We start from the raw sequence: 24,592 nt of genomic DNA, 5'->3' as shown, positions 1-24,592 counted from the left end.
GCCTGTATCGGGCGAAGGTGGGGCGGCGCACGGCGACGATCATCGGCACGCGGTAGGCTGTAGCGCATGAGTGCCGAGCCGACCGCCCTTCCTCCTCACCCGGACGACGAACCGCTCGCTGCGCCGCCGGGCGACGGGCTCGGTGCCTCGCAGCCGGCGGCGCCGGGGCCCCTTGGAGCGAATGCCGAGCGTGAGGAGGCGATTGAGCGGAAAGGGGCCCCGGCGCCTCCGGCTGACGCTCAGTCGCCATCGGACGTCTGGGACCGCCGCTACGCCGCGCAGCCGCTGAGTCAGGATGAAGCCTGGCTCAGCGGCTGGCAGCACCGCCTGCCGGGCGTGCGCCGCGCGCTGGACATCGGCTGCGGCGACGGCTGGGAGACGGCCGCGCTGCTCGAACTGGGCGTCGAGGTCACCGGCATCGACATCTCCGCCGAGGCGCTCGCGCGCTGCCGGCAGCAGTCGCCGCGGGCGCGGCACGTGCTGGCCGATGTGCGCACGATGCCGATGCTGCCGGACGGCGGCTTCGACCTGGCGGTGGCGCAGCTCTCGCTGCACTACTTCGACCGTGACGACACCTGCCGCGCGCTGTGCGAGATCGCCCGCGTGCTGGCCCCGGGCGGCCGCCTGATCGGCTGCGTCAACGCCGAGGACGACTGGCACTACGGCGCGCCGGACGACGCATCGTCATGGGCCTTGACGGTCGTCGACGGTGTCGCCAAGCAGTTTTTCACCCGCGAGAAGATCGAGGACGTGCTCGCCGCGTGCTTCGACATCGAGCACCTCGACAAGCGCACGCTGAACCGTTACGGCAAGCCGAAGTCGGTGTGGGAGTTCTTCTGTACGAAGAAACCGGAGTGAGGGGGCGGCCGCATCGCGTGCTGGGTTGAAAAATTTCGCTTGCAATTCATTCGCACACTAATTAAAGTTCACCCCATGGCACGCAACACCACCCCCAAGCAGCAGAAGCAGACCGGCGCCGACGCCGTCTGCCCGCCGCTGGAGATCGATCAACAGCTCTGCTTCGCGCTGTACTCGACGATGCTGGGCATGAACAAGGTCTACCGCGAACTGCTCAAGGACCTCGATCTGACCTACCCCCAGTACCTCGTGATGCTGGTCCTGTGGGAACGCGACGGCCTGACGGTCGGCGAGATCGCGGAACGTGTGTTCCTCGACTCCCCCACCGTGACCCCGCTGCTGAAGCGGCTGGAGGCCGCGGGCCTGGTCAGCCGGGACCGCTCGCCGCAGGACGAGCGTCAGGTGCTGATCACGCTGACCACCGCCGGCCGCGCGCTGCGCAAGCGCTCCACGCATCTGCCGCAGTGCATCGTCGACGCCTCGGATTCGGACCTCTCCGAGCTGATGGAACTCCGCGACCGCCTGCTCGTGCTGCGCGGACGGATGGCCCGCAAGGCCGCCTGAACGCCCACCCGACGAACAAGACCATCGCTTTACCGCATCAATTACTTCGCACACAAACCATTAGCAAGCAAGTCAAATACCTGACACCTCTTCCCGCAGCACCAACCCGCCTTTCCACCACCCTCTCACCACCCCCTCTCACCACCCAAGAAGGAGCCCACCATGAACGCCATCGCCACCCTCGCCCGCCAATCGCGTCGTCAACTGCTGGTCCTGTCGACGCTGGCCGTCGCCATTACCGGCGCAGTCGCCACACCGGCCTTCGCCGCCGACGCCAAGTCCTCGCCGGCGCCCATCGTCAGCGCGCAGCCGTCGGGTTCCTACATCACGACCAAGGACGGCGTGCAGCTCTATTACAAGGACTGGGGCCCGAAGAACGGCCAGCCCATCGTGTTCAGCCACGGCTGGCCGCTGAACTCGGACAGCTGGGAATCGCAGATGATCTTCCTGGCCGACCAGGGCTACCGCGTCATCGCCCATGACCGACGCGGCCACGGCCGCTCCAGCCAGCCGTGGGACGGCAACGACATGGACCACTATGCCGACGACCTGTCCACCGTCATCGAGACGCTGAACCTGAAGAACGCCGTGCTGGTCGGCTTCTCCACCGGCGGCGGCGAAGTCGCCCGCTACATCGGCCGCCACGGCACCTCGCGCGTCGCCAAGGCGGTGCTCATCTCCGCCGTCCCGCCCCTCATGGTCAAGTCCGAGAAGAACCCCGGCGGCCTGCCCATCGCTGTCTTCGACGGCATCCGCAAGGCGCAGCTCGACAACCGCTCGCAGCTCTACAAGGACATCCCCGCCGGCCCGTTCTACGGCTTCAACCGCCCGGGCGCCAAGGTCTCGCAAGGCCTGATCGACAACTGGTGGTTCCAGGGCATGCAAGGCGGCCACAAGAACACCTATGACTCGATCAAGGCGTTCTCCGAGACCGACTTCACCGAGGACCTGAAGAAGTTCGACAAGCCCACGCTGATCATCCACGGCGACGACGACCAGATCGTGCCCATCGACGCCGCGGGCCGCGCCTCGGCCAAGCTGATCAAGGGCTCGGTGCTGAAGGTCTACGCGGGCGCGCCGCACGGCCTGACCGACACCCACAAGGATCGCGTCAACGCCGACCTGCTGGCCTTCATCCGCCAGTAACGGCTGGCAACACCCGGTGGCCGGGTCGCCTGGGAAGGCGGCCTGGTCACGGGGTGATCACGGGGTGGCAAGACCCGTCCCCCCACCTTCGGGGGAAGTCAGACGCGGGGTTTCGCCTGCCGCTCCGTTTGGTACGCTCGGTGATCTTTCCGATGGCCGGCGCCTCGACGCGCCGGCGCGTGGACCCCGCCGATGCCGACCCCTCTCCCGTCCTCCCCCTTGCTGCCCAATGTCCGTGTCGTCGAACTCCAGGCCAGCGATGAGGATCTGCTCCAACGGTTCTACGAACGGAATCCGCTGTACTTCGAGCAGGTGAACGGCACCCCGCCCCGTCCCGACGAGGCCCGCGAAGAGATCCGCGACCTGCCGCCCGAAGGCTGGAGCTTCAGCGCCAAACGCCTGCTGGGCTACGCCGACGACGAGGGCGAACTGGTCGCGATGGCCTCGCTGGTCTCGGACCTGATGGCGCCCCGGGTCTGGCTGGTGGGCCTGTTCATCGTCGCCACGGAGCTCCACGGCTCACCGGCCGCGCGCGAGATCTATGCGGAGCTGGAGCGCTGGATGCAGCGCAACGGCGCCCTGTGGGTGCGGCTGGGCGTGGTGGTCGGCAACCAGCGCGCGGAGCGCTTCTGGGAGCGCCAGGGCTTCACCGAGGTCCGCCGCCGCGACGGGCTCACGATGGGGCAGCGCGTCAACGAGCTGCGCGTGATGGTCAAGCCGCTGGCCGGCGGCCGGATCGACGAGTATCTGGCGATGGTGCCCCGGGACCGGCCCGGGGAACCTTGAGGAGGAGCCTCCCGGCTCACTCCCCCGCTGACTCGCCGACCTACTCGCCCAGATACGCCGCGCGCACCTTCGGGTCGTTCAGCAGCGTCTTGCCGTCGCCCTGCATCGTGATCACGCCGGACTCCATGACGTAGCCGCGGTTGGCCAGCTCCAGCGCGCGGCTGGCGTTCTGCTCGACGAGCAGCACCGTCACGCCCCGCTGATGGATGTCGTTCACGACCTCGAAGATCTTGTCGACCATGATCGGCGACAGGCCCATCGACGGCTCGTCCAGCAGCAGCAGCTTGGGCTTGGCCATCAGCGCGCGGCCCATGGCCAGCATCTGCTGCTCGCCGCCGGACATCGTGCCGGCGAGCTGGTTGCGACGCTCCTTCAAGCGCGGGAACAGGGCGAAGACCTTCTCGATGTCGGCCTCGATCTCCTTGTCCTTGCGGATGAAGGCGCCCATCTGCAGGTTCTCGGTGATCGTCATGCGGGTGAAGGTGCCGCGGCCCTCGGGCACCATCACCAGGCCCTGCTTGGCCAGGTCCCAGGCGCCCTGGCCCTTGATCGAGCGGCCCATGAACTTCACGTCGCCCACGCCCAGCGGCTGCAGTCCGGTGATGGCCTTGAGCGTGGTGGTCTTGCCCGCGCCGTTGGCGCCGATCAGCGAGACGAGCTCGCCCTGGCGCACGTCGAAGTCCACGCCCTTGACCGCCTGGATCCCGCCGTACGCGACCTTGAGGCCTTCGACCTGGAGGAGGATGTTGTCTGCCATCTTTTCAGTTTCCATGGGTCGGGATCAGGGAGCCGCGTGAACTTCTTGCGCCGCGTGGGCGCCGAGGTAGGCCTCGATCACCTTGGGGTCGCGCTGCACTTCCGCCGGCGTGCCGGAGGCGATCAGCTTGCCGTAGTCCAGCACCGACACGCGGTCGCACAGGCCCATCACCAGCTTCACGTCGTGCTCGATCAGCAGGATGGTGCGGCCGTCGTTGCGGATGCGGTCGATCAGCTCGCGCAGCACGACCTTCTCGGTCGCGTTCATGCCGGCGGCGGGCTCGTCCAGCGCGATCAGCTTGGGATCGGTCGCCAGCGCGCGCGCGATCTCCAGGCGACGCTGGTCGCCGTAGGACAGCGTGCGCGCCTTGAAGTCGGCGTGCCGGGCGATGCCGACGTAGTCGAGCAGCTCGCGGGCGCGGGCGGTGATCTCGGCCTCTTCCTTCTTGAAGCCCGGCGTGCGCAGCACCGCGCCGATCAGGCCCGAGTGCGTGCGCACATGGCGCCCCACCATCACGTTCTCCAGCGCCGTCATGTCGGCGAACAGCCGGATGTTCTGGAAGGTCCGCGCGATGCCGGTCTTGGCGACCTGGTGCACCGCCTGCGGCTTGTAGGGCTGGCCGCCGAGTTCGAAGCTGCCGCCGTCGGGCACGTACAGCCCGGTGATCACGTTGAAGAAGGTCGTCTTGCCGGCGCCGTTGGGACCGATCAGGCCGTAGACCTGGCCCTTCTTGATCTCGATGCCCACATCCGACAGCGCCTGCAGACCGCCGAAGCGCTTGGAGGCGCCGGCCACTTTCAGTACGGTTTCAGTCATTGGTTCTTGCTCCTGGCGCGGGTCAGGCGTTGATGGCGCTGCCGGCATTGGCGGGCGGCTGCGCTCCCGGCGGCAAGGGCCGGGACTTGCCGTGTTCCGGCGAGGGCCACAGGCCGCGCGGGCGCATCAGCATGATCACGATCATGGCCAGCGCCACCAGCAGCTGGCGCAGGATGGACGCATCCAGGCGGCCGTCGGTCATCTCCTGCAGCGGGCCGGCGACGTAGCGCAGCACTTCCGGCAGCGCGGCCAGCAGCAGCGCGCCCAGGATCACGCCCGGGATGTGGCCGATGCCGCCCAGCACCACCATGGCGACGATCATGATCGACTCCTGCAGGCTGAACGATTCCGGCGACACGAAGCCCTGGAACGCGCCGAACATCGAGCCCGCCACGCCGCCGAAGGTCGCGCCCATGCCGAAGGCCAGCAGCTTCATGTTGCGGGTGTTGATGCCCATGGCCTTGGCGGCGATCTCGTCCTCGCGGATGGCCATCCAGGCGCGGCCGATGCGGGAGTTCTCGAGCCGGTAGCAGATCAGCACCGAGGCGATCACCAGCGCCAGGAACAGGTAGTAGTACATCGATACCGAGTTGACGGACAGGCCCAGGATCTCGTGGCTCTGGCTGAACTCGAAGCCCAGGAAGTGCACGCCGTCGATCTGGCCGATGCCGCGCGGGCCGTTGGTGATGTTCAGCGGATATTCCATGTTGTTCAGGAACACCCGGATGATCTCGCCGAAGCCCAGCGTCACGATGGCCAGGTAGTCGCCGCGCAGCTTCAGCGTCGGCGCGCCCAGCAGCACGCCGAACAGCCCCGCCAGCAGCGCCGCCAGCGCGATCGCCAGCAGCAGCGGCAGGTGCAGCCCGTTGGGGAAGGCGGCGGCGATGTGCTCGAAGTTCTCCGACAGGTGCGGGCTGTTGAGCAGCGCGAAGAGGTACGCGCCCACCGCGTAGAACGCGACGTAGCCCAGGTCCAGCAGGCCGGCGTAGCCGACCACGATGTTCAGCCCCAGCGCGAGCAGCACGTACAGCAGGGCCAGGTCGATGATGCGGACCGGGCCGTTGCCGAATTGCTGCGCGAACAGCGGCAGCACCAGCAGCAGCACGCCGGCGATCAAGAAGGTGATCAGCTTGGAGGATTTGGTCTGGAACATGGTCGGCTCCTCAGGCGCGGTCGGCGACGCGTTCGCCCAGCAGGCCGGACGGCCGCAGCGTCAGCACCAGGATCAGCGCGATGAAGGCGAAGATGTCGGAGTAATGGCTGCCCAGCACCCCGCCGGTCCAGTCGCCGAGGTAGCCCGCGCCGATGGCCTCGATCAGGCCCAGCAGCACCCCGCCGACCATCGCGCCGGCCAGGTTGCCGATGCCGCCCACCACCGCGGCGGTGAAGGCCTTCAGGCCCGGCAGCACGCCCATGGTGTGCTGCGCGGTGCCGTAGTTGGCGGCCCACATCAGGCCGGCCACCGCGGCCAGCGCGGCGCCGATGATGAAGGTCAGCGAGATGACCGCGTCGGGCTTGACGCCCATCAGCGAGGCCACGCGCGGGTTCTCCGCGGTGGCACGCATCGCGCGGCCCATCTTGGTGTGGTTCACCAGGAACAGCAGACCGCCCAGGATCACGACCGTCGTCACGAGGATCACGATCTGCGTCACCGTGATCACGGCGCCGCCGAGGTGGATCGGGTCAGCCGGCAGCAGCTGCGGGAAGGGCTTGGGGTTCGGCTTCCAGATGATCATGGCCAGCGTCTGCAGCAGCAGCGACATGCCCATGGCGGTGATCAGCGGCGCCAGTCTCGGCGCGCTGCGCAGCGGCCGGTAGGCGATCTTCTCGATCGTGTAGTTCAGCAGCGTGCAGACCAGGATCGCGCACACCAGCGCGGCCAGCATCAGCACCCAGCCGGGCAGGCCCAGCGACGCGAGCGCCGTGACCACGGTCCAGCTCACGAGCGCCCCCACCATCAGCACGTCGCCGTGGGCGAAGTTGATGAGGTTGATGATGCCGTAGACCATCGTGTAGCCCAGCGCGACGAGGGCATACATGCTCCCGAGCACCAGGCCGTTGATGATCTGCTGAAAAAGTATCTCCATAAGGCCCCAGCGTGTAGTTGGACGCGGCTCGCACCGCGTGACGGCGCTTCGGGGTGCAACCCCCGTGCCAAGCGCCTCGTTTCAAGGGTATTCACCGACAAGGCGACATCCGTGCGCGCGAGCCGACGTTGTGTTCCCAGTCTCGGCGACACAACAGGGTGCGGAAATCCGCACAAACCGCCTAGCCAGCCGGGCGATTCCTCGCCAGTGACAAAAAAGCCGCCGCGCCGGGTGCAAGGCATGCGCCAAGTTGGGCACACTGGGCGTCGATTTTCCGCCTCCCATGCCCTCGGTCGTCTCCTCCTCCTTCGCCCCCACCTCAGCCCGCCAGCGGCTGGCGTACTTCCTCGGCCGGCCGACCTTCTACCTCTACCTGACCGGCGTGCTGATGCTGCTGGGCCTGCTGCTGGGCCACCGCTTCAGCGAACGCGCGAGTCTCGATCAATTGAGCGCGCTGGCGACCGAACGGCTGGAGCTCTACGCCTCCAACCTGCAGACCGAGCTGGGCCGGCACGCGTACCTGCCGAGCCTGCTGGCCATCGACGGCGACGTGTCGCGGCTGATCGAACATCCCGACGACGAGGCCAGGCGCAAGGCGGCGAGCCTGCTGCTGGCGCGGGTCAACGTGCGCGCGGGCACGACGCAGATCTTCGTGGCCGATCCGGAGGGCCGCGTGCTCGCGTCCAGCGAGCCGCTGACGCCGCCGCTGCGACTGCAGCAGGCCATCGAGCAGGACCGGCACCACTTCTTCGCCTCCGACGCCGGCCAGACGGGGCTGAGCGGCTCGACCAACTTCTTCCTGCTGCATCCGCTGCGGCGCAACCAGCAGCTGCAGGGCGTGATCGTCGTGAAGCTGAATCTCGCGCCGCTGGAGTCGACCTGGGTGGACCTCGGGCTGCGCTCGCAGGGCGAGCGGATCCTGGTCTCGGACGACCAGGGCGTGGTGATCATGAGCTCGGTCGAGGACTGGCGCTATGCGGTGCTCAACCGCGCGGACTCGTCCGAGCGCGACCGGCTGCAGGCCAGCGCGCGCTACCCGCGGGTGGGGCCGGACCTGGGCCTGCCGGGCGCGCTGGAGGCCTACAACAGCCTGCTCGTACGCGCGCCCGCGCCGGCCAGCGCGACCCTGCTCGCGCAGGAGCGGCAGCTGCTGCCGCTGGGGCTGCGGCTGCTGGCGCTGTCCGATCTGTCCGAAGTGCGGCGGCAGGCGCGGCTCGCGGCGTGGAGCGGCGCGGCCTTCGGCGCGGCGATCGGGATCCTGCTGCTCTACCTCGCCTCGCGTCGGCGCGCGCTGCGGCAGCTCTTCCACGCGAAGACCGAATTGCAGAACGCGCATGCCCAGTTGGAGCTGATCGTCGACGAGCGCACGGCGGAACTCCGCCAGACCAACGAAGAATTGCTGGACCAGATCGCGCAGCGCCGACAGGCCGAAGGCGAGCTGCTGCAGACCAGCAAACTGGCGGTGCTGGGGCAGATGTCGGCGGGCCTGTCGCATGAAGTCAACCAGCCGCTGACGGCGCTGCGTGCGCTGGCACGGAATTCGCAAAGGCTGCTGGAGGCCGGCCGCACGCAAGCGGTCGCGGACAACCTGCAGACGATGGACGACATGGTCGAGCGGATGGGTCAGATCACGCGCCAGTTGAAGAGCTTCGCCCGCAAGGCGGAGCCCGCGCGCACGGCGGTGTCGCTGCTGGCGAGCGTGAACAACGCGAGACTGCTGCTGGAGCACCGCACGCGCCAGCTGGACCTGCCCGTCGAGGTCGACGTGCCGCCGGGACTGCGGGTCAGCGCCGAATCCAACCGGCTGGAGCAGGTGCTCGTGAACCTGCTGGCCAACGGCATCGACGCGATCGCGTCGGAGCCGGCCCACCATGCGGAGGACGGCCACGAACGCCGGCTGCGCGTCGCGGCCGTGCCGGCGGAAGACGGCCGACGCGTGCGCGTGCAGGTGCTGGACACCGGACCGGGCTTGAGCGAATCGCTGCTGCCGCGGCTGTTCGAGCCGTTCTTCACCACCAAGCCGGCGGGCGAAGGCCTGGGGCTGGGGCTGGTGATCTCTTCAAAGATCGTCCACGAGTTCGGCGGCGCGCTGCGGGCGCACCGTCTGGACCATGGCATGTGTTTCGAGTTCGACCTGGAGGTCGACACCTGGCAGGCCGAGGAGGGGCAGTATGTTTGAGGGCTACAAGGTCGTGTTCGTCGAGGACGACCTGCCGGTGCGCGTCAGCCTGACGCAGACGCTGGAACTCGAGGGGCTGGCCGTGGTGCCGTGCCGCTCGGCTGAAGAAGCGCTGCCGCATGTGCAGCCGGGCGCGCAGATCATCGTGATCACCGACGTGCGGCTGCCCGGCATGGACGGCCGCGCGCTGCTGGCGCACGTGCAGGCGACCGATCCGCAGATCCCGGTGATCCTGATCACCGCGCACGGCGACGTGAACATGGCCGTGCAGGCGATGCGCAGCGGCGCCTACGATTTCATCGAGAAGCCCTTCGCGCCCGAGCGGCTGCTGGACACGGCGAGCCGCGCGCTCGACCTGCGATTGATCCGGCACTCGGCCGATGAACTGCGCGCGCAGCTGTCGGCCGCCAGCGGCATCGAGGCCGCGCTGCTGGGCAAGTCGGCCGCGATGCAGCAACTGCGTCGGCAGGTGCTCAACCTGGCCTCGACCTCGGCGGACGTGATGATCCTGGGCGAGACCGGCACCGGCAAGGAACTGGTCGCGCGCTGCCTGCACGACCAGAGCCCGCGCCGCGATCGCAACTTCGTCGCGATCAACTGCGGCGGCCTCCCCGAGGCCCTCTTCGAGAGCGAACTCTTCGGCCACGAGTCCGGCGCGTTCACCTCGGCGGGCAAGCGCCGCATCGGCAAGATCGAACACGCCAACGGCGGCACGCTGCTGCTCGACGAGATCGAGACCATGCCGGTCGCGCTGCAGATCAAACTGCTGCGCGTGCTGCAGGAACGTCGCGTGGAGCGCCTCGGCTCCAACGAGGAGCAGGTCATCAACGTCCGCTTCATCGCGGCCAGCAAGGCCGACCTGAAGGAGATGGGCGAGCGCGGACAGTTCCGCAGCGACCTGTACTACCGGCTCAACATCGCCACGCTGCTGCTGCCGCCGTTGCGCGAGCGTCGCGAGGACATCCCGCTGCTGTTCGAGCACTTCGTCGCCCAGGCCTGCAAGCGCTACGAGCGCGAGGCGCCGGAACTGACCCCGGAAAAGCTGCGCGAGCTGATGGCCCACGACTGGCCCGGCAACGTGCGCGAGATCCGCAACGCCGCCGACCGCTTCGTGCTGGCGCTCGACGACCTCGACTCCTCGGCCGCGCTGCAGGCCGTGCCCAACCTGGCGCTGGCACGCCAGATGGAGATGGTCGAGAAAGCGCTCATCGAGCAGGCGCTGCGCCGCTCAGGCGGCAAGGTGCCGGCAGCGATGGAGTTGCTCGGGACACCGCGCAAGACGCTCTACGACAAGCTGCACCGCCACGGGATCCAGCTCGACGATTTCCGCTGACTTCACAGACCCCGCGCGCTACGCGCGCCCCTCACCCCAACCCTCTCCCGCAAGCGGGAGAGGGGGCAAGAGGAGCCAGCGCTTTCCCGCAAGCGGGAGACGAGGCAAGAGGAGCCAGCGCCGCGAGTCGAGCCGCTCAGACTCCCTCTCTCGCTTGCGGGAGAGGGCTGGGGTGAGGGCCAGCGGCGGTGGAAGTACGCAAGCCCGATTCCCTTCCCCCTCTCTGCGTCCGCATGGGGGAAAGATTTTCCCGGCTCCGCCGCGAAAACCCTTCCCCCATACACCGACACAGCACCGTCCTTCGACGGCAGCGCACCGAGGGAATCGAGTCGGGATTTTGTGGAGGCGGGGTCGGGTGTTGCCCTCAGGCCGCCTGACGCGTCACCTGCGACGCACGGTCCAGCACTTCCTTCAACTGATCGATCGTCGCGGGCTTGACGAGGTACGCGCTCGCGCCGCGGCGGATCGCTTCAGCGGCATCCCCAGGGCTCGACGTGCCGGTCAACATCACCACCGTCATCGGCCCCTGCAGCAACGCCTCCGTCAGGAAATCCATGCCCTGCCCGTCCGGCAGCGCCCGGTCCAGGATGAGGACGTCAGGTCGGTGCTCGGCCATGCGCTGTCGCGCCTCGCGCAAGGTCCCGGCGGTCGCGGCGGTGTAACCCTCCAACTCAAGGAGGATGCCCAGCGTTTCGCTGGACTCAAGGTTGTCGTCGACGATGACGGCGTGGGGAGGCATGGCAAACCCTGCGGCAAGAGGTCCGGGAAGCAACATCCTCGCGCGCGGCATGGGCCGCCGCGCGACGGACGTGCGATTAGTCGATTCGGGAACACTCGGCAAACGGCGTGCCGCCCTCATCGCCTTCCCTCGGAAGGACGGTCCGACATTCTTGCCGGTATCGCGCAGCGGCGTCAGACCCCCCGTCCGTAGGGGGCGGGCCCCATGTTTGCCCTACGCCTGCGTGCACATAATCCGCGCCTTCACGGACCGGAGTTGCGGCAAGGCCGCCACTTCCGGATCCGCGATGCGCCTCCGCCCTGTTTGCCGAGCTTCATGACGACGACCGACGCCACGATCGACACCGACCTGCTCCCCCGCCTGCGCCGCAGCACCGGGCCGCTGCATGACGACATCGAGGCGCTGCTCCGGCTGGAGGCGCCGATGCCGCTCGTGCGCTACGGCTTGATCCTGCGCGGCTTCCACGAGTTCCTGCAGCTCTGGGAACCGCGTGTGCGCCTGGTCTTGCCCGAGCGACTGCGCCCCTGGTTCGACGCCCGGGTGCGCTCCCCCTTCGCCGCGCGCGACCTGGCCGCGCTCGAGCTGCCCGTAGACGATGCGGACGAGGCGATACGCGCCTCGGCCCTCGCCGCGCAGCACGGCCTGTGGCTGGAGTCGCCGGCGGCGGCGATCGGATCGATGTACGTCATCGAGGGCTCCGCGCTCGGCGGCCAGGTCCTGACGCCGAAACTGCTCGCCGCGCACGGCCTGACCCCGGAGCACGGCACGGCCTACTTCCACGGCTTCGGCGCGCGGACCGGCGCGATGTGGCGTGAGTTCCGCCAGCTCGCCCAATCCGAAGCCGGTCACTACGAGGACCAGCGCGCCACCGCCTGCCGCGCCGCGGTGGACACCTTCCGCGCGCTGATCGCGACCTTCGGGCCGCTCGATGCCACGGACACCCCGACGGCTTCGTCCGGCGCGCCTCTTGCGACCGGCCCTTCCGCCGCATCCTCAGCCTCGCCGAGGTCATGATGCACACCGTCGCGCTGGCCGCCTCCCCGACCGACCTGCAGATCGCGCAATGCGCGAGCGAGCCGATCCGCGTGCCCGGCGCGATCCAGCCGCACGGCTGGCTGGCCGCGGTGGACTGGCGCAGCGGCAGCCTGGTCGCATTCAGCGAGAACTGGGCGACGCTGCTGTCGTCGGCGCCGGACGCCCTGCCCGCCCGCATCGAGGGTGCGCTGGACGCGATCCGCGGTGCGCGCCCGGGTCTGGTGGACGGAGAAGGCCCCGTCTCCTGCGGCACGCTGACGATCGGCGAGCGCCGGCTGCACGTGTCGGGTCACCGCATCGGTGAGCTCGCCTACCTCGAACTCGAAGCCGACACCGAGGACGCCGGCAACCGCGCGCCGATCTACAGCCTGGCGCGCCACCTGGTGCCGATGATGCAGCGCACCGCCGCGGTGACCGAGCTGTGCCGGGTCGTGGTCGCGGAGATGAAGCGGCTGACCGGCTTCGGTCGCTGCCTGGCCTACCGCTTCGACGCGGAAGGCCACGGCGAGGTGCTCGCCGAAGCGATCGATCCGGGCTACGACGCCTACGCCGGCCACCGCTTCCCGGGCTCGGACATCCCGCCGCAGGCGCGCGAGCTCTACCGCATCAATCACATCCGGCTGATCGCCGACGCGCACTACGAGCCGGTGCCGGTGCGCTTCGTCGACGGGCGCGACGGCACGGCGCTGGACCTGTCGCAGGCCGCGCTGCGCAGCGTGTCGCCGGTGCACCTCGAATACATGCGCAACATGCGGACGCTGGCCTCGATGTCGGTGTCCATCATCGTGGGCGGGAAGCTGTGGGGACTGGTGTCCTGCCACGACCACGACCCGCGCCAGCTGTCCTGGCAGACGCGCATGGCCTGCGAGCATCTGGGGCAGCTGCTGTCGCTGCAGATCGAGGCCAAGGAAGAGAACGAGCAGGTCACCGAGCAGCTCCGGCTGCGCCAGCTGACGCTGGCGATCGTGTCGCACCTGTCGGACAGCGACGCGACGCTGCAGCGCCTGATCGAGGAGCCCGGCCCGCTGCTGCGTCTGGCGCGCGCGACCGGCGCGGCGGTGATCCTCAACGACAGCTGCTGGGCGGTCGGCGAGACGCCGGACCAGGCGACGCTGCTGGCCCTGGGCCAGTGGCTGGGCAACCGCATCGACCAGGTCTGGCACAGCGACCGGCTGCCGGTCGAAGCCTCGTCGCTGAGCGAGTTGCCGGACGCGTCGCCGGAACAGGCGCTGGGACCGACGGCGGGGCTGCTGGCGATCTCCATCTCCAAGCTGCATCGCCACCACATCGTCTGGTTCCGTCCCGAGATCGTCCAGACCATCGTCTGGGCCGGCGATCCGCGCAAGGAATCGGCCACGGGCCAGGACTCGCGCCTGCATCCGCGGCGCAGTTTCGCGAGCTGGAAGCAGCAGCTCAGCGGACGGTCCCTGCCCTGGACCCAGGGCGAGGTCCACGCGGTGCAGGAGCTGCGGCAAGCCTTGATCGGCATCGTGTTGCGGCGCGCCGAGGAAATGGCCGAAGTCGCCATGGAGCTGGGCCGCGTCAACAAGGAGCTGGAAGCCTTCTCGTACACCGTGTCGCACGACCTGCGCGCGCCGATGCGCCACATCGCGGGCTTCGTCGATCTGGTGCTGGAGATGGAAGGCAGCCTCCTGTCCGAGCGCTCGCGCCGCTACCTGGCGCATGTGAAGGAAGCCTCCGCGCACGCCGGTCAGCTGGTGGATGCGCTGCTGGACTTCTCGCGCATGGGACGCTCGGCGATCAAGCACGGCTCGATCAACACCGGCCACCTGATCGACGACCTGATCGCGGAACAGAACACGCTGAACAAGGACCGCCGCATCGAGTGGATCGTGCAACGCCCGCTGCCGCGGCTGTGGGGCGATCCCATCCTGCTGCAGGTGGCCATCCGCAACCTCGTGTCCAACGCCGTGAAGTACACGCGGCCGCGCGATCCCGCGCGCATCGAGATCACCGGCATCGACACCGAGGAAGGCGTCGGTCTGAGCATCTCGGACAACGGCGTGGGCTTCCAGATGAAGTACGTCGGCAAGCTGTTCGGCGTGTTCCAGCGGCTGCATCAGACCGAGGCCTTCGAAGGCACCGGCATCGGTCTGGCGAGCGTGCGACGCATCGTCGAGCGGCACGGCGGCCAGGTCGAGGCCTGGGGCGAGGCCGACCGCGGCGCGCGTTTCCGGTTCACCGTGCCCACCCGCGAGATGGCGGAGTCCCTGGCCATCGAACCCTCCCCCGGCAACGGGGCTTTCCCACCTGGCGATGCCACCCTGACCGCCTTCGAGCGATCGGCCGGTGCGGGCCACACCCTTCTCTGACCTCCTGACCCCCGAACGCCATGCTCAAGCCCATCCTGCTTGTTGAAGACGACGCCCGCGATCTCGAACTGACGCTGGTCGCCCTGGAACGCAGCCAGCTCGCCAATGAAGTGATCATCGTGCGCGACGGCGCCGAGGCGCTGGATTACCTGAACCGCGAAGGCGCCCATGCGGATCGCGCCGAAGGCAATCCGGCGGTGATCCTGCTGGACCTGAAGCTGCCGAAGGTGAACGGCCTGGAGGTGCTGAAGACGGTGCGCGCCACGGCGCATCTGAAGAGCATCCCGGTGGTGATGCTGACCTCGTCGCAGACGGAATCGGACGTGGTGCACAGCTATGAACTGGGCGTGAACGCGTATGTCGTCAAGCCGGTGGAGTTCAAGCAGTTCGTCGGGGCGATCGCGGATCTCGGCGTTTTCTGGGCCGTGCTGAACGAACCGCCGCCGGGTTCTCTGCGCGCCACGACGCGCCGCTACGAATGAACCGATGACTGAATCGTCGCTGCCACCCAGCGAAGCGGGCTCACCGCCGCTGGAGATCCTGCTGCTGGAGGATTCGACCTTCGACGCCGAACTGCTGCTCGCGTCGCTGGAGACGACGCATCCGCGCGCGCGGGTGACCTGGGTGAAGGACGAGGCCCAGTTGCTGGGCGCGCTGGAGACGCAGCGCTTCGACCTGATTCTGTCGGATTACCAGCTGCCGGGTTTCACCGGCGCGGAGGCGCTGACGCTGGCGCAGCGGCTGGTGCCGGGGACGCCGTTCATCTTCGTGTCGGGCGTGATCGGCGAGGAGAACACGGTGGAGCTGCTCAAGCGCGGCGCCACCGACTACGTGATGAAGGGCCGGCTGACGCGGCTGCCGGTCGCGATCGACCGCGCGCTGCGCGAGGTGCGCCAGCGCGAGGCGCAGATCCAGGTCGAGGCGCAGTTGCGCGAGGCCGACGCGCTGTACGCGCGGGTGGTCGATTCGCTGCAGGACCACGCGGTGATCCTGCTGGACACCGAGGGCCGGATCCGCGACTGGAATCGCGCGGCGGGCACGATCTTCGGCCATGCGCTGGACGCCGTGCGCGGCCTGTCGGCGGAGATCCTGCTGACGCCGGAGGACCGCGCGGCGGGCGTGCTGGAGAACGAGCTGGCGCTGGCGCTGACGCAGGGCGCGGCGCGCGACGACCGCTGGCTGATGCGCCAGGACGGCACGCGGCTGCGCGCCGAGGGCGTGGTGACGCCGCTGTTCAGCGCGGCGGGGGCGACGACGGGCTTCTCCAAGATCATCAAGGACTCGACGCCGGCCTACGAGGCGCAGCAGGCGCTGCGCCAGGGCAAGGAAGAGGCCGAGCGCGCCAACGAGCTCAAGGACCAGTTCCTCGCGGTGCTGTCGCACGAGCTGCGTTCGCCGCTGAGCGCGATCACGGGCTGGGCGGACATCCTGACCAACTTCTCGGATGCGCATCCGCTGCTGGGCAAGGCGTCGACGGTGATCCGTCGCAATGCGCAGCTGCAGGCGCGGATGATCAACGACCTGCTCGACATGAGCGCGGTCGCGGCCGGCAAGCTGATGCTGCAGACGACGCCGATGGACCTGGCGGCGCTGGCCTCGGACTCGGTGCTGGGCGCGCTGCACGAGGCGCAGGGCAAGGGCGTCGCGTTGAACTGCCATGCGGCGGACGCGGTGTGGATCTCGGGTGACGCGCAGCGCCTGTCGCAGGTGCTCACGAACCTGATCGGCAACGCCATCAAGTTCACGGAAAGCGGCGGCAGCGTCGATGTGCACGTCGATGTCGACGAAGACGGCTGCGCGCTGCTGCGCGTGCGGGACACGGGGCGCGGCATCTCGCCGGACTTCCTGCCCTTCGTCTTCGACCGGCTCCGTCAGGAGGACGGCTCGAAGACCCGCAAGGTCGGCGGCCTCGGCCTGGGCCTGGCGATCGCGCGCGCGATCGCGCAGCTGCATCAAGGCCAGATCAGCGCGGACAGTCCGGGCCCGGGCGGCGGTTCGGTCTTCGCGCTGCGCCTGCCGATGCTGAAGGACCAGGCGCTGGCGCCGCCGCCGTGCGCGGAGCCGGTTGAGTTGTCGGAAGACACGCTGTCGGGCGTGCGGGTACTGCTCGTCGACGACGAGGAGGACGCGCGCGAGGTCGGCCAGGTGGCGCTGAGCCGCCTGGGCGCGAAGGTCAGCGTGGCGACGAGCGCGGCGGAGGTGCTGTCGCGGCTCGAGGAAGGCGAGGAGCACTACGACCTGCTGGTGTCCGACATCGGGATGCCGGAGATGGACGGGCGCTCGCTGATCCGCGCGGTGCGGCAGCTGCCGGGAGGCAGTCCGGAGCAATTGCCGGCAGTGGCGCTGACGGCGTTCGCGATGGTGGCGGATCGGCAGGAAGGGCTTTCCGCCGGGTTCCAGGGCTATGTCGCGAAGCCGATCGAATTGGCGGCACTCACGCGGGCGATCCAAGTCGCGTTGGGGCGCAAGGCGGGTGGAGATTGAGGGTCAGCGCTCGGTGAATTTCTCAAGAGGCTCGCGAGCTGCAGCAACCTTCCATAAGACTATTGGTGTCAGTGCGCTGATCTGCCTGTCGATCCCCTGCTGGGCCACATCGGCCATGGGTACGGCAGAGGTGAAGCCGGAGAACGGCCGGCCCTGTTTCGCCGTGCCGGCCAAGGATGCGAAGCGCGACCCCGCCGCGCGCCTTCAGGCGATCTCGGTCGCCGATGACGCGGAGCAATCCAACCGCAAGATGTGGTCGATGCATTTCCGCGCGGTGGGTGGATTGCCTGTCTCGACGTTTACCTGCCTTGCATACGGCGAGGTTCCGGAAGGCGGTACTTCGGAACCGCTGAGCGAGCTGCGAGATGGCAGGGCCTACTACGTGTCGCTCAACGTGAAGCCCTCGGACCGCTCCGATCCCACACGAGGCTACTACGCGAAGTTCTGCATCGTTGGCGCTGGCGCTGAACGACGGATCAAGCCCATTCCGGAGAGTTCGCCGAACTGGCAGACGGGACGATGCGAATGAGCGGTTCCGTGTCGCGTATCAACGTCGGGGACCGCCGGCACTGAGCGCTCGGCGTTTGCGAGGACGAAACGGTTCTGCGGGTTGACGCGGCTGCATCGTGGGTCGGCACACCGACTGAACTGCCATGTACTTCGCACCGCTGACCAAGCCAGCGCGCTTGAGATCAAAGTAAGTTTGCAGAAGCATTCGATCAAATGGGGATAGGGACTTGTGCATCGCGCTCCAATCAAAACCGGGTCGCTGATCAACGACGGGGACCGGCCGCACTGAGTGCTCGCCGCTTATGCGGACGGAAGGGCTCGGCCGGCCGCCGCGGTTGCAACGTGGGCCGACACAGCGCCTGCACCGCCATGTATTTCGCGCCGCTCACTACGCCAGCGCGCTTGAGACTGAAGTAGCTCTCCAGCAGCATTCGATCAAACGGGGATACGGACTTGTGCATTGCAATTCACCTCAAAAAATGCGCCCTCCTCGATCTCCTTCTTACGTTGATCGAGGGGCAATGAAAGGAACTTCCTCGCGATGTCTCGGCAGTGCAGCTCCCTTGCCGCGCTGATGTTCCCCAGATCACCCTTAGCGAAACCGTAAACGAAGAGACAGGCCTCCAATTTCGGTTTGGTCACGATCGTCCGAAAACCGCCACGCTTTCCTTGACCGTTTCGGGCAATCCGCTTTTTCAGCAACCCTCCTCCAAGGTCCGCATCCACAAGACCCTGAGTCATCTCCAAGACTGAACGGCAAAGATCTCCGTCCACCACACCGCACTCCCGCATCCAGCGGTGGAATTTGCGTGAGACATACACCGCCACATCGACCTCCGCGCATCACTGCGATGAAGGTCAGTGCCGGGTCTTGCATGCGAACGATTCGTTCTGAAGACGGCCTACTGATGGGGGTGGCGACGCACATACGGCGAACGCGTTGAGCGCCTCGACCGGTTCCAGTCTGCGCACCTACTGGAACCAGTAGTGTTTGGCTCGACGAGTACTGATTTAGCGGATCGCGCTTTTTCTGGCGGAGGCAGAGACTACGTCCCAGGTGCTCGAAAACACCTTTGCATGAGACGGGCGGCCGCTCCGATAAGCGGTCAACTCATTCCTTCTCGGGCTCGATTCCGAGGGCGAGATGGGTCGTTCCGTGAGGGCGGCCGCACGTGTCTCATGCCGTGTTTTCGACATCTCGCCCACCCCGATGGCACATGGACATGAGCCGTCCCGGTGGATCCCTCTGCCCTCCGAAAGGAAGACGTCATGTCTGTTGAAGTGACTCATGAGCAAATCGCGACCACGGGCCATCTACTGTCCCGCGAGATCGCCTGGCGCGCCGTTGAGAAGGCGTGCGAGCTGCCGCCGTCGGACCCTCCGGGCGATGGCATCCGCGTCGCGCCGTTCTGGCCCGAGCGCACGCCGATCCTCGATCGCCGTCCGCTGGAAAACGAGTTCGACGTGATCCTGGAACTCATCTCCGACCACGCGTCGGTCGATGGTGCACACGAAGTGCAACGCCCCGATCGCGTCGGCGCCCGCTGCTTCCTCGCGAACCGTCGCATGACGACGCGCTCCGCGCTGATCAGCCTGCGCGAGCGTCTGATCCAGATGTCGGCGCTCAACAAGGCGACGCAGGTTCCGCTCGGTGCCGCCAACTCCGAAGCCGGTCACCTCAACGCGATGACCGCGGACATGGTCCACGAGATGTCGACGCTCCTGACCGTCCTGGAAGTGGCCATCCATGAGGAGCACTTCTTCCAGATCCTCACCATGGAAGGACCCGAGCACTGAGAGCGAACCCTGGCCGCCGCTCGACCGCGTTTGAGATCGCAGATTGCGATCTCAAACATCGGCGGCCGGTATCGACTGCGCGGTGACCGTTAGGACTCAGAAGGTGGATCTCGGCCGCACCAGGCTCGGCACGGCCAGCAGGACGATCAACACCGCCTCGAAGAGATCGAAGGCGTAGGGGCCGTCCGATGCGTACAGCTCCATCACGTGGCGCCAGCCGAAGAAGACGATGCTGAGCGCATACAGCACCAGCAGCAGCACCGCGCCGACACGGCGCATCCGTTGCGGCACAAGCATCATGACCAGCAGCCCCGCGAGCACGCCCGCCGGCACAAGCGCCCAGAACGGCGGCGACGCATACGTGAACGTGTAGGCGAAGAGCCGGAAGCAGATGACGGCGATGACGACCAGCGTCAGCAGCACCGTGAGCAGCACGCGAAGGGCCTTGAGGAGCGCTTCGAGCGACTGCGTTTCCTGATTCATGAACTCATCCTGATGCCGTTTGATCGAGGACCGATTGTGACCTCGTGAACCCGGTCCTCGGCCCACAGTCACCTCACAAGCGGAACGGGCCGCGCCCCTGTCGAAGCGCGGCCCGCGGTCAGCGGAACCTGGTGCAGATGTCAGTGCGGATGTCGGTCTCGATCAGAACCGCTGCGACTGCATGTAGTCGTCGAAGCCCGCTTCCGCGAAGCGGAACCACAGGTTTTGGTCACGCCGGAAGTTGGCGTAATCCTCGTAGACCTTCTTCCAGTTCGGGTTCTTCGCCGACAGCTCCGCGTACAGCGCCATCGACTCCTTGAACGCCAGGTCCATGGTGTCCTTCGGGAAGCGCATCAGCTTGGTCTTGGCCGCGACCAGTTGCTTGAGCGCCTGCGGGTTCAGCACGTCGTACTTGGCCTGCATGTCCACGTGCACGTACGCGGACGCCGCCTCGACGATCGCCTTGTACTCCGGCGACAGCCCTTCATAGGCCTTGGTGTTGATGAAGAAGTCGACCTGCGGGCCGCCCTCCCACCAGCCGGGGTAGTAGTAGAACGGCGCGACCTTGTTGAAGCCCAGCTTCAGGTCGTCGTACGGGCCGACCCATTCCGCCGCGTCGATCGTGCCCTTCTCCAGCGCCGAATAGAGCTCGCCGCCCGGCAGGTTCTGCGGCACGCCGCCCATGCGCTCGATCACCCGGCCCGCGAAACCGCCGATGCGGAACTTCAAGCCCTTGAAGTCCGCCGCCGACTTGATCTCCTTGCGGTACCAGCCCGCCATCTGCGCGCCGGTGTTGCCGCCGGGGAAGTTGATGATGTTGTAGTTCCGGTAGAACTCGCGCATCAGCTTCAGGCCGTTGCCGTGGAACGTCCACGCCGTCATCTGCCGCGAGTTCAGTCCGAACGGGATGGACGCGCCGATCGCGAAGGTCTCGTCCTTGCCGAAGAAGTAGTACGGCACCGTGTGCGCGATCTCGACCGTCGCGTTCTGCACGCCGTCGACCACGCCGAAGGCCGGCATCAGCTCGCCGCCCGCGTGCACGCTGATCTGGAACTTGCCGCCGCTGAGCTCGCTGACCTTCTTGGCGAAGACCTCGCCGCCGCCGTAGATCGTGTCGAGCTGCTTGGGGAAGCTCGACGCCATCCGCCACCGGATGTTGGCCTGCGCATGCACGATGGCCGGTGCCGCACCCGCGGCCAGCACGCCGGCCAGGCCGGCATTCTTGACGAACGAACGACGCTCCATGAAGTCTCCTTTTTCGTTGGTATGGGCGCCCCGTCACGGGCGCCTCTGAGCGAAAAGAGGATTAACCACCGCACGGCTGGCGTCAACCTGACAACCCCGGAGAGCTCCCCAAAAGCGAAGCGGCGCCCAAGGCGCCGCTTCATCGGAGATCGGTCGGGATCAGTCGGCGATCACGCGCCTGCGAGCTTCATGTTCTCCAGCAGGATGGATCCCACCGTCTTGCTGCCCAGCGTGTACGTGTCGGCGCCGATGCCCACGATCTGCTTGAACATCTCCTTGACGTTGCCCGCGATCGTGATCTCGTTGACCGGGAAGGCGATGACGCCGTTCTCGACCCAGTAGCCGCTCGCGCCGCGCGAGTAGTCGCCGGTCACGTAGTTGACGCCCTGCCCCATCAGCTCGGTCACGAACAGGCCGGTGCCGAGGCGGCGCAGCATCGTCGGCAGATCGTCGCCGGGTGCCGTCGCCTTGCTGCGCATCGTCAGGTTGTGCGAGCCGCCCGCGTGGCCCGTCGTGCGCAGGCCCAGCTTGCGCGCCGAATAGGTCGACAGGAAGTAGCCCTTCAGCACGCCCGCGTCGACCACGGTGCGGGCCTTGGTGACCACGCCTTCGTCGTCGAAGGGCGAGCTGCCCTTGCCCTTGATGATGTGCGGATCCTCGACCACCTCGACGTGCGGCGAGAGGATCTGCTGGTCCAGGCTGTCCAGCAGGAAGGTGGCGCGGCGATACAGCGCGCCGCCGCTGGTGGCCTGCACGAGCGCGCCCAGCAGGCCGGCCGCGACCGGGGCCTCGAACAGCACCGGCACGCTGGCCGTCTTGACCTTGCGGCCCTTGAGCCGTGCCAGCGCGCGCTCGGCGGCGTAGCGGCCGATCGTTTCAGCGGAGGACAGGTCGGCCGCATCGCGCATCGAGCTGTACCAGGCGTCGCGCTCCATGCCGGCGCCGCGTCCTGCGATCGGAGCCACCGACAGCGAATGCCGCGAGCTCGAATACCCGCCGCGGAAGCCGCGCGAGTTGCCCGAATAGAAGTGCGACTGCTGCGCAGAGACCGCCGCGCCTTCCGAGTTGGTGATGCGCGCGTCCGTCTTCAGCGCCGCGTCCTCGCAGCGCAGCGCCAGTTCGGCGGCCTGCTCGGCGGTGACCGCCCACGGGTGGAACAGGTCCAACGACGGCCGCGCCGCCTCGTCGAGCGACAGGTCCTGCTCGTCCGGCAGGCCGGCGAACTCATCCTCGGCCGTGAAGCGGGCGATGTCGTAGGCCGCACGGACCGTGTCCTTCAGCGCCTGCGGCGAGAAATCCGACGTGCTCGCGTTGCCTCTGCGCTGGCCCAGGTAGACCGAGATGCCCAGCGACTTGTCGCGGTTGCGCTCCACGTTCTCCAGCTGGCCGCGCCGCACCGACACGGACATGCCGCTGCCCTCGGACACTTCCGCGCCGGCGTCGGTGGCGCCCTGGCGTTTGGCCTCGGCCAGGACGTCCTCGATCAACTGGCGGAAGTGGTCCTGGCTGTAGGCGAATCCTTGCTCGGCTTGACTCATGAATGCGGTCTCTTTGAAAGCAGCGCGGCCTGGGGGAATCCGAGGCCGCGGCGGGGTGGCGACTATCATACGGGCGCTGTGCCCCGCCCTCCCGGTCGGGGCTTCTCGCTTTTCCCCTCTCATGAACGCCGACCACGACGACCAAGACGACCGCGCGGACTTCGACGACTTCGAAGACGACCGCCCCAGCAAGAGCCAGCTCAAGCGCGACATGGATGCGCTGCAGGCGCTGGGCGAGGAGCTGCTCACGCTGCCCGAGAAGCGCGTGGCCGCGCTCGACCTGCCCGAGTCGCTGCTCGACGCGATCAAGGAAGGCCGCCGCATCGTCGCCGGCACCGCCCGCAGCGGCAAGAAGCGCCATCTGCAGCTGATCGGCAAGCTGATGCGCCAGGTCGATCCCGAACCGATCCGCGAAGCCGTCGCCGAGTTCAAGCTCGGCCGCGCGCAGGACTCGCTCGAACTGCACCAGGCCGAGCGCTGGCGCGTGCGCCTCGTCGAGGACGACAACGCGCTGCAGGGCTTCCTCGACGCCTTCGACGAGGTCGACACGCAGCAGCTGCGCAGCCTGATCCGCGCCGCCCGCAAGGACCGCGCCCAGGCGCCCGAGCAGCGCAACGGCCGCGCCTGGCGCGAGCTGTTCCAGCTCGTGAAGAGCCACGTGCTCGCGGCCAAGGGCCAGACGTCCGCCGACGATGACGCGGACGGCGCCGAGGACGACGATGAGTGAGTCCGCGTCCTTGTCTTCCGCGCCTCCTCCGGAACCGGTGCGCATCGGCATCGTGTCGATCAGCGACCGCGCCTCCAGCGGCGTCTACGAGGACAAGGGCCTGCCCGCGCTGCAGGACTGGCTGCGCTCGGCGCTGATCAATCCGATCGAGTTCCAGCCGCGGCTGATCCCCGATGAGCGCGAGCTCATCGCGAGGACCTTGCGCGAGCTCGTCGACGAGACGCGGTGCGACCTCGTGCTGACCACCGGCGGCACCGGCCCCGCGATCCGCGACGTCACGCCCGAGGCGACCATGGACGTCGCCGACCGCGTGATGCCGGGCTTCGGCGAACAGATGCGGCAGATCTCGCTGCGCTTCGTCCCGACCGCGATCCTGTCGCGGCAGGTCGCGGTGATCCGCGGCCAGGCGCTGATCATCAACCTGCCCGGCCAGCCCAAGGCGATCGCCGAGACGCTCGCCGGCCACGAGGCCGCCAGCGGCATCTTCGCCGCCGTGCCGTACTGCATCGACCTGATCGGCGGCCCCTACCTCGAAACACGCGACGCGATCTGCGCCGCGTTCCGTCCCAAGACCGCCCAACGGCCGCCGCGCCAGGGCTGAACTCCACCACGCACACCCACCATGAAGATCACCAAGGACACCATCGCCACCGTCGAACTGAAGGTCGCGAACAAGCTCGGCCAGATCATCGAGAAGACCGATGAGCCGATGGCGCTGCTGATCGGCGGCTACGGCAACACGCTGCCCGCCGTCGAAGCGGCGCTGGAAGGCCAGGAGAAGGGCTTCGCCACCACGATCGAGCTGACGCCCGAGACCGGCTTCGGCGAGCGCGACGAGAGCCTGCTGATCACCATCCCGAAGAAGGACTTCCCGCCCGGCGTGAAGGTCGGCGGCCAGATCCAGATCCGCCAGGCCAAGGACGGCGAGGAAGAGCCGGTGGCCGATGACGGCTTCCATGTCTTCACGGTCGTGAAGGTGAAGGGCGACACCGTGCACCTGGACGGCAACCACCCGCTGGCCGGCCAGCACCTGAAGATCAGCGTCAAGGTGACCGACGTCCGCGCCGCGTCGCAGGAAGAGGTCGAACACGGCCACGCGCACGGCGACCACGGTCACCATCACTGATCACTGCTCGAGCCCCCTCGATGGGGCACTCGAAAGAACGAAGGGCGCC

Annotated in this window: 24 protein-coding genes; 15 read left to right on the top strand and 9 right to left on the bottom strand. The window is 67.8% G+C overall.

From position 1 onward, the window contains the following. The first annotated feature begins 66 nt into the window (after positions 1–66). From ABE85_RS03535 to ABE85_RS03520, 4 genes are all read left to right on the top strand, one after another. On the top strand, positions 67–858 hold the full coding sequence (locus ABE85_RS03535; protein WP_067270079.1) for a class I SAM-dependent methyltransferase: 792 nt from the start codon (positions 67–69) through the stop codon (positions 856–858). 75 nt (positions 859–933) lie between these two features. Continuing rightward, a complete protein-coding gene (locus ABE85_RS03530) occupies positions 934–1,422 on the top strand; it encodes a MarR family winged helix-turn-helix transcriptional regulator (RefSeq protein WP_082938283.1) in 489 nt (162 codons plus the stop codon). A gap of 162 nt (positions 1,423–1,584) precedes the next feature. Beyond that, complete coding sequence (locus tag ABE85_RS03525) at positions 1,585–2,568, top strand: alpha/beta fold hydrolase (RefSeq protein ID WP_067270077.1); 984 nt, start codon at positions 1,585–1,587, stop codon at positions 2,566–2,568. Between the two features lie 192 nt (positions 2,569–2,760). Continuing rightward, on the top strand, positions 2,761–3,354 hold the full coding sequence (locus tag ABE85_RS03520) for a GNAT family N-acetyltransferase (RefSeq protein WP_067270075.1): 594 nt from the start codon (positions 2,761–2,763) through the stop codon (positions 3,352–3,354). Between the two features lie 40 nt (positions 3,355–3,394). Here the strand turns inward: ABE85_RS03520 and ABE85_RS03515 are convergent, their stop codons facing one another. Genes ABE85_RS03515 through ABE85_RS03500 form a run of 4 tightly spaced genes read right to left on the bottom strand, consistent with a single transcriptional unit; the run spans position 3,395 to position 7,014 of the window. Further along, positions 3,395–4,111, bottom strand: coding sequence for an ABC transporter ATP-binding protein (locus tag ABE85_RS03515; RefSeq protein ID WP_067270074.1), 717 nt, complete (start codon positions 4,109–4,111; stop codon positions 3,395–3,397). Between the two features lie 24 nt (positions 4,112–4,135). Continuing rightward, positions 4,136–4,927 carry an ABC transporter ATP-binding protein gene (locus ABE85_RS03510; protein ID WP_067270072.1) on the bottom strand — a complete coding sequence of 264 codons (792 nt, stop codon included), beginning with the start codon at positions 4,925–4,927 and terminating at the stop codon, positions 4,136–4,138. A 22-nt stretch (positions 4,928–4,949) separates the two neighbouring features. After that, positions 4,950–6,080: an ABC transporter permease subunit gene (locus tag ABE85_RS03505; protein WP_067270069.1), complete on the bottom strand. Its 1,131-nt coding sequence runs from the start codon at positions 6,078–6,080 to the stop codon at positions 4,950–4,952. A gap of 10 nt (positions 6,081–6,090) precedes the next feature. Continuing rightward, the gene (locus ABE85_RS03500) at positions 6,091–7,014 is read right to left on the bottom strand and encodes a branched-chain amino acid ABC transporter permease (RefSeq protein WP_067270067.1); all 924 of its coding nucleotides are present in this window, start codon (positions 7,012–7,014) and stop codon (positions 6,091–6,093) included. A gap of 283 nt (positions 7,015–7,297) precedes the next feature. Here ABE85_RS03500 and ABE85_RS03495 point away from each other — a divergent pair, with 283 nt between their 5' ends. Further along, the gene (locus ABE85_RS03495) at positions 7,298–9,193 is read left to right on the top strand and encodes an ATP-binding protein (RefSeq protein WP_067270066.1); all 1,896 of its coding nucleotides are present in this window, start codon (positions 7,298–7,300) and stop codon (positions 9,191–9,193) included. Then, on the top strand, positions 9,186–10,526 hold the full coding sequence (locus tag ABE85_RS03490) for a sigma-54 dependent transcriptional regulator (RefSeq protein WP_067270064.1): 1,341 nt from the start codon (positions 9,186–9,188) through the stop codon (positions 10,524–10,526). Before ABE85_RS03495 ends, ABE85_RS03490 begins: the two co-directional genes overlap by 8 nt. Before the next feature lie 364 nt (positions 10,527–10,890). Here the strand turns inward: ABE85_RS03490 and ABE85_RS03485 are convergent, their stop codons facing one another. Next, a complete protein-coding gene (locus tag ABE85_RS03485) occupies positions 10,891–11,265 on the bottom strand; it encodes a response regulator (RefSeq protein WP_067270061.1) in 375 nt (124 codons plus the stop codon). Positions 11,266–11,580: 315 nt separating this feature from the next. Here ABE85_RS03485 and ABE85_RS03480 point away from each other — a divergent pair, with 315 nt between their 5' ends. The 5 genes from ABE85_RS03480 to ABE85_RS03460 all read left to right on the top strand — a co-directional run bounded on the left by ABE85_RS03480 (position 11,581) and on the right by ABE85_RS03460 (position 17,646). Continuing rightward, on the top strand, positions 11,581–12,279 hold the full coding sequence (locus ABE85_RS03480) for a biliverdin-producing heme oxygenase (protein WP_067270059.1): 699 nt from the start codon (positions 11,581–11,583) through the stop codon (positions 12,277–12,279). After that, positions 12,276–14,633, top strand: a complete 2,358-nt coding sequence (locus ABE85_RS03475; protein WP_082938279.1) for an ATP-binding protein — start codon at positions 12,276–12,278, stop codon at positions 14,631–14,633. Before ABE85_RS03480 ends, ABE85_RS03475 begins: the two co-directional genes overlap by 4 nt. Positions 14,634–14,653: 20 nt before the next feature. Then, complete coding sequence (locus tag ABE85_RS03470) at positions 14,654–15,115, top strand: response regulator (protein ID WP_067270056.1); 462 nt, start codon at positions 14,654–14,656, stop codon at positions 15,113–15,115. Positions 15,116–15,119: 4 nt separating this feature from the next. Beyond that, positions 15,120–17,117 carry a response regulator gene (locus ABE85_RS03465; protein ID WP_067270053.1) on the top strand — a complete coding sequence of 666 codons (1,998 nt, stop codon included), beginning with the start codon at positions 15,120–15,122 and terminating at the stop codon, positions 17,115–17,117. Positions 17,118–17,232: 115 nt separating this feature from the next. Next, positions 17,233–17,646, top strand: a complete 414-nt coding sequence (locus ABE85_RS03460; RefSeq protein ID WP_067270051.1) for a hypothetical protein — start codon at positions 17,233–17,235, stop codon at positions 17,644–17,646. Positions 17,647–18,062: 416 nt separating this feature from the next. Here the strand turns inward: ABE85_RS03460 and ABE85_RS26755 are convergent, their stop codons facing one another. Further along, positions 18,063–18,449 carry a type II toxin-antitoxin system RelE/ParE family toxin gene (locus ABE85_RS26755; protein ID WP_157521898.1) on the bottom strand — a complete coding sequence of 129 codons (387 nt, stop codon included), beginning with the start codon at positions 18,447–18,449 and terminating at the stop codon, positions 18,063–18,065. Positions 18,450–18,896: 447 nt separating this feature from the next. On the opposite strand from ABE85_RS26755, the gene ABE85_RS03455 reads away from it, so the two are divergent. Beyond that, complete coding sequence (locus ABE85_RS03455; RefSeq protein ID WP_067270049.1) at positions 18,897–19,424, top strand: hypothetical protein; 528 nt, start codon at positions 18,897–18,899, stop codon at positions 19,422–19,424. Positions 19,425–19,520: 96 nt separating this feature from the next. On the opposite strand, the gene ABE85_RS03450 is transcribed toward ABE85_RS03455, so the two are convergent. The 3 genes from ABE85_RS03450 to pmbA form a co-directional block, all read right to left on the bottom strand. Next, the gene (locus tag ABE85_RS03450) at positions 19,521–19,907 is read right to left on the bottom strand and encodes a hypothetical protein (RefSeq protein ID WP_067270048.1); all 387 of its coding nucleotides are present in this window, start codon (positions 19,905–19,907) and stop codon (positions 19,521–19,523) included. A 162-nt stretch (positions 19,908–20,069) separates the two neighbouring features. Then, a complete protein-coding gene (locus ABE85_RS03445; protein WP_067270047.1) occupies positions 20,070–21,152 on the bottom strand; it encodes a TRAP transporter substrate-binding protein in 1,083 nt (360 codons plus the stop codon). 170 nt (positions 21,153–21,322) lie between these two features. After that, complete coding sequence (gene pmbA, locus ABE85_RS03440) at positions 21,323–22,690, bottom strand: metalloprotease PmbA (RefSeq protein ID WP_067270044.1); 1,368 nt, start codon at positions 22,688–22,690, stop codon at positions 21,323–21,325. A gap of 121 nt (positions 22,691–22,811) precedes the next feature. On the opposite strand from pmbA, the gene yjgA reads away from it, so the two are divergent. From yjgA to ABE85_RS03425, 3 genes are read left to right on the top strand one after another with little or no spacing between them, the layout of a single operon-like run. Next, positions 22,812–23,417 (top strand): ribosome biogenesis factor YjgA, encoded by a 606-nt coding sequence (yjgA, locus tag ABE85_RS03435; protein ID WP_067270042.1) that lies wholly within the window; start codon positions 22,812–22,814, stop codon positions 23,415–23,417. Then, positions 23,410–24,018 (top strand): molybdopterin adenylyltransferase, encoded by a 609-nt coding sequence (mog, locus tag ABE85_RS03430; RefSeq protein WP_067270041.1) that lies wholly within the window; start codon positions 23,410–23,412, stop codon positions 24,016–24,018. Before yjgA ends, mog begins: the two co-directional genes overlap by 8 nt. A 21-nt stretch (positions 24,019–24,039) precedes the next feature. Beyond that, complete coding sequence (locus ABE85_RS03425) at positions 24,040–24,543, top strand: peptidylprolyl isomerase (protein ID WP_067270040.1); 504 nt, start codon at positions 24,040–24,042, stop codon at positions 24,541–24,543. Positions 24,544–24,592 lie beyond the last annotated feature (49 nt).

It is taken from the genome of Mitsuaria sp. 7 (assembly GCF_001653795.1).
In the GTDB taxonomy this organism is placed as follows: domain Bacteria; phylum Pseudomonadota; class Gammaproteobacteria; order Burkholderiales; family Burkholderiaceae_C; genus Roseateles.
Note: the sequence above shows the minus strand (reverse complement) of the source record. Positions and strands in the feature narration are given on the sequence as shown.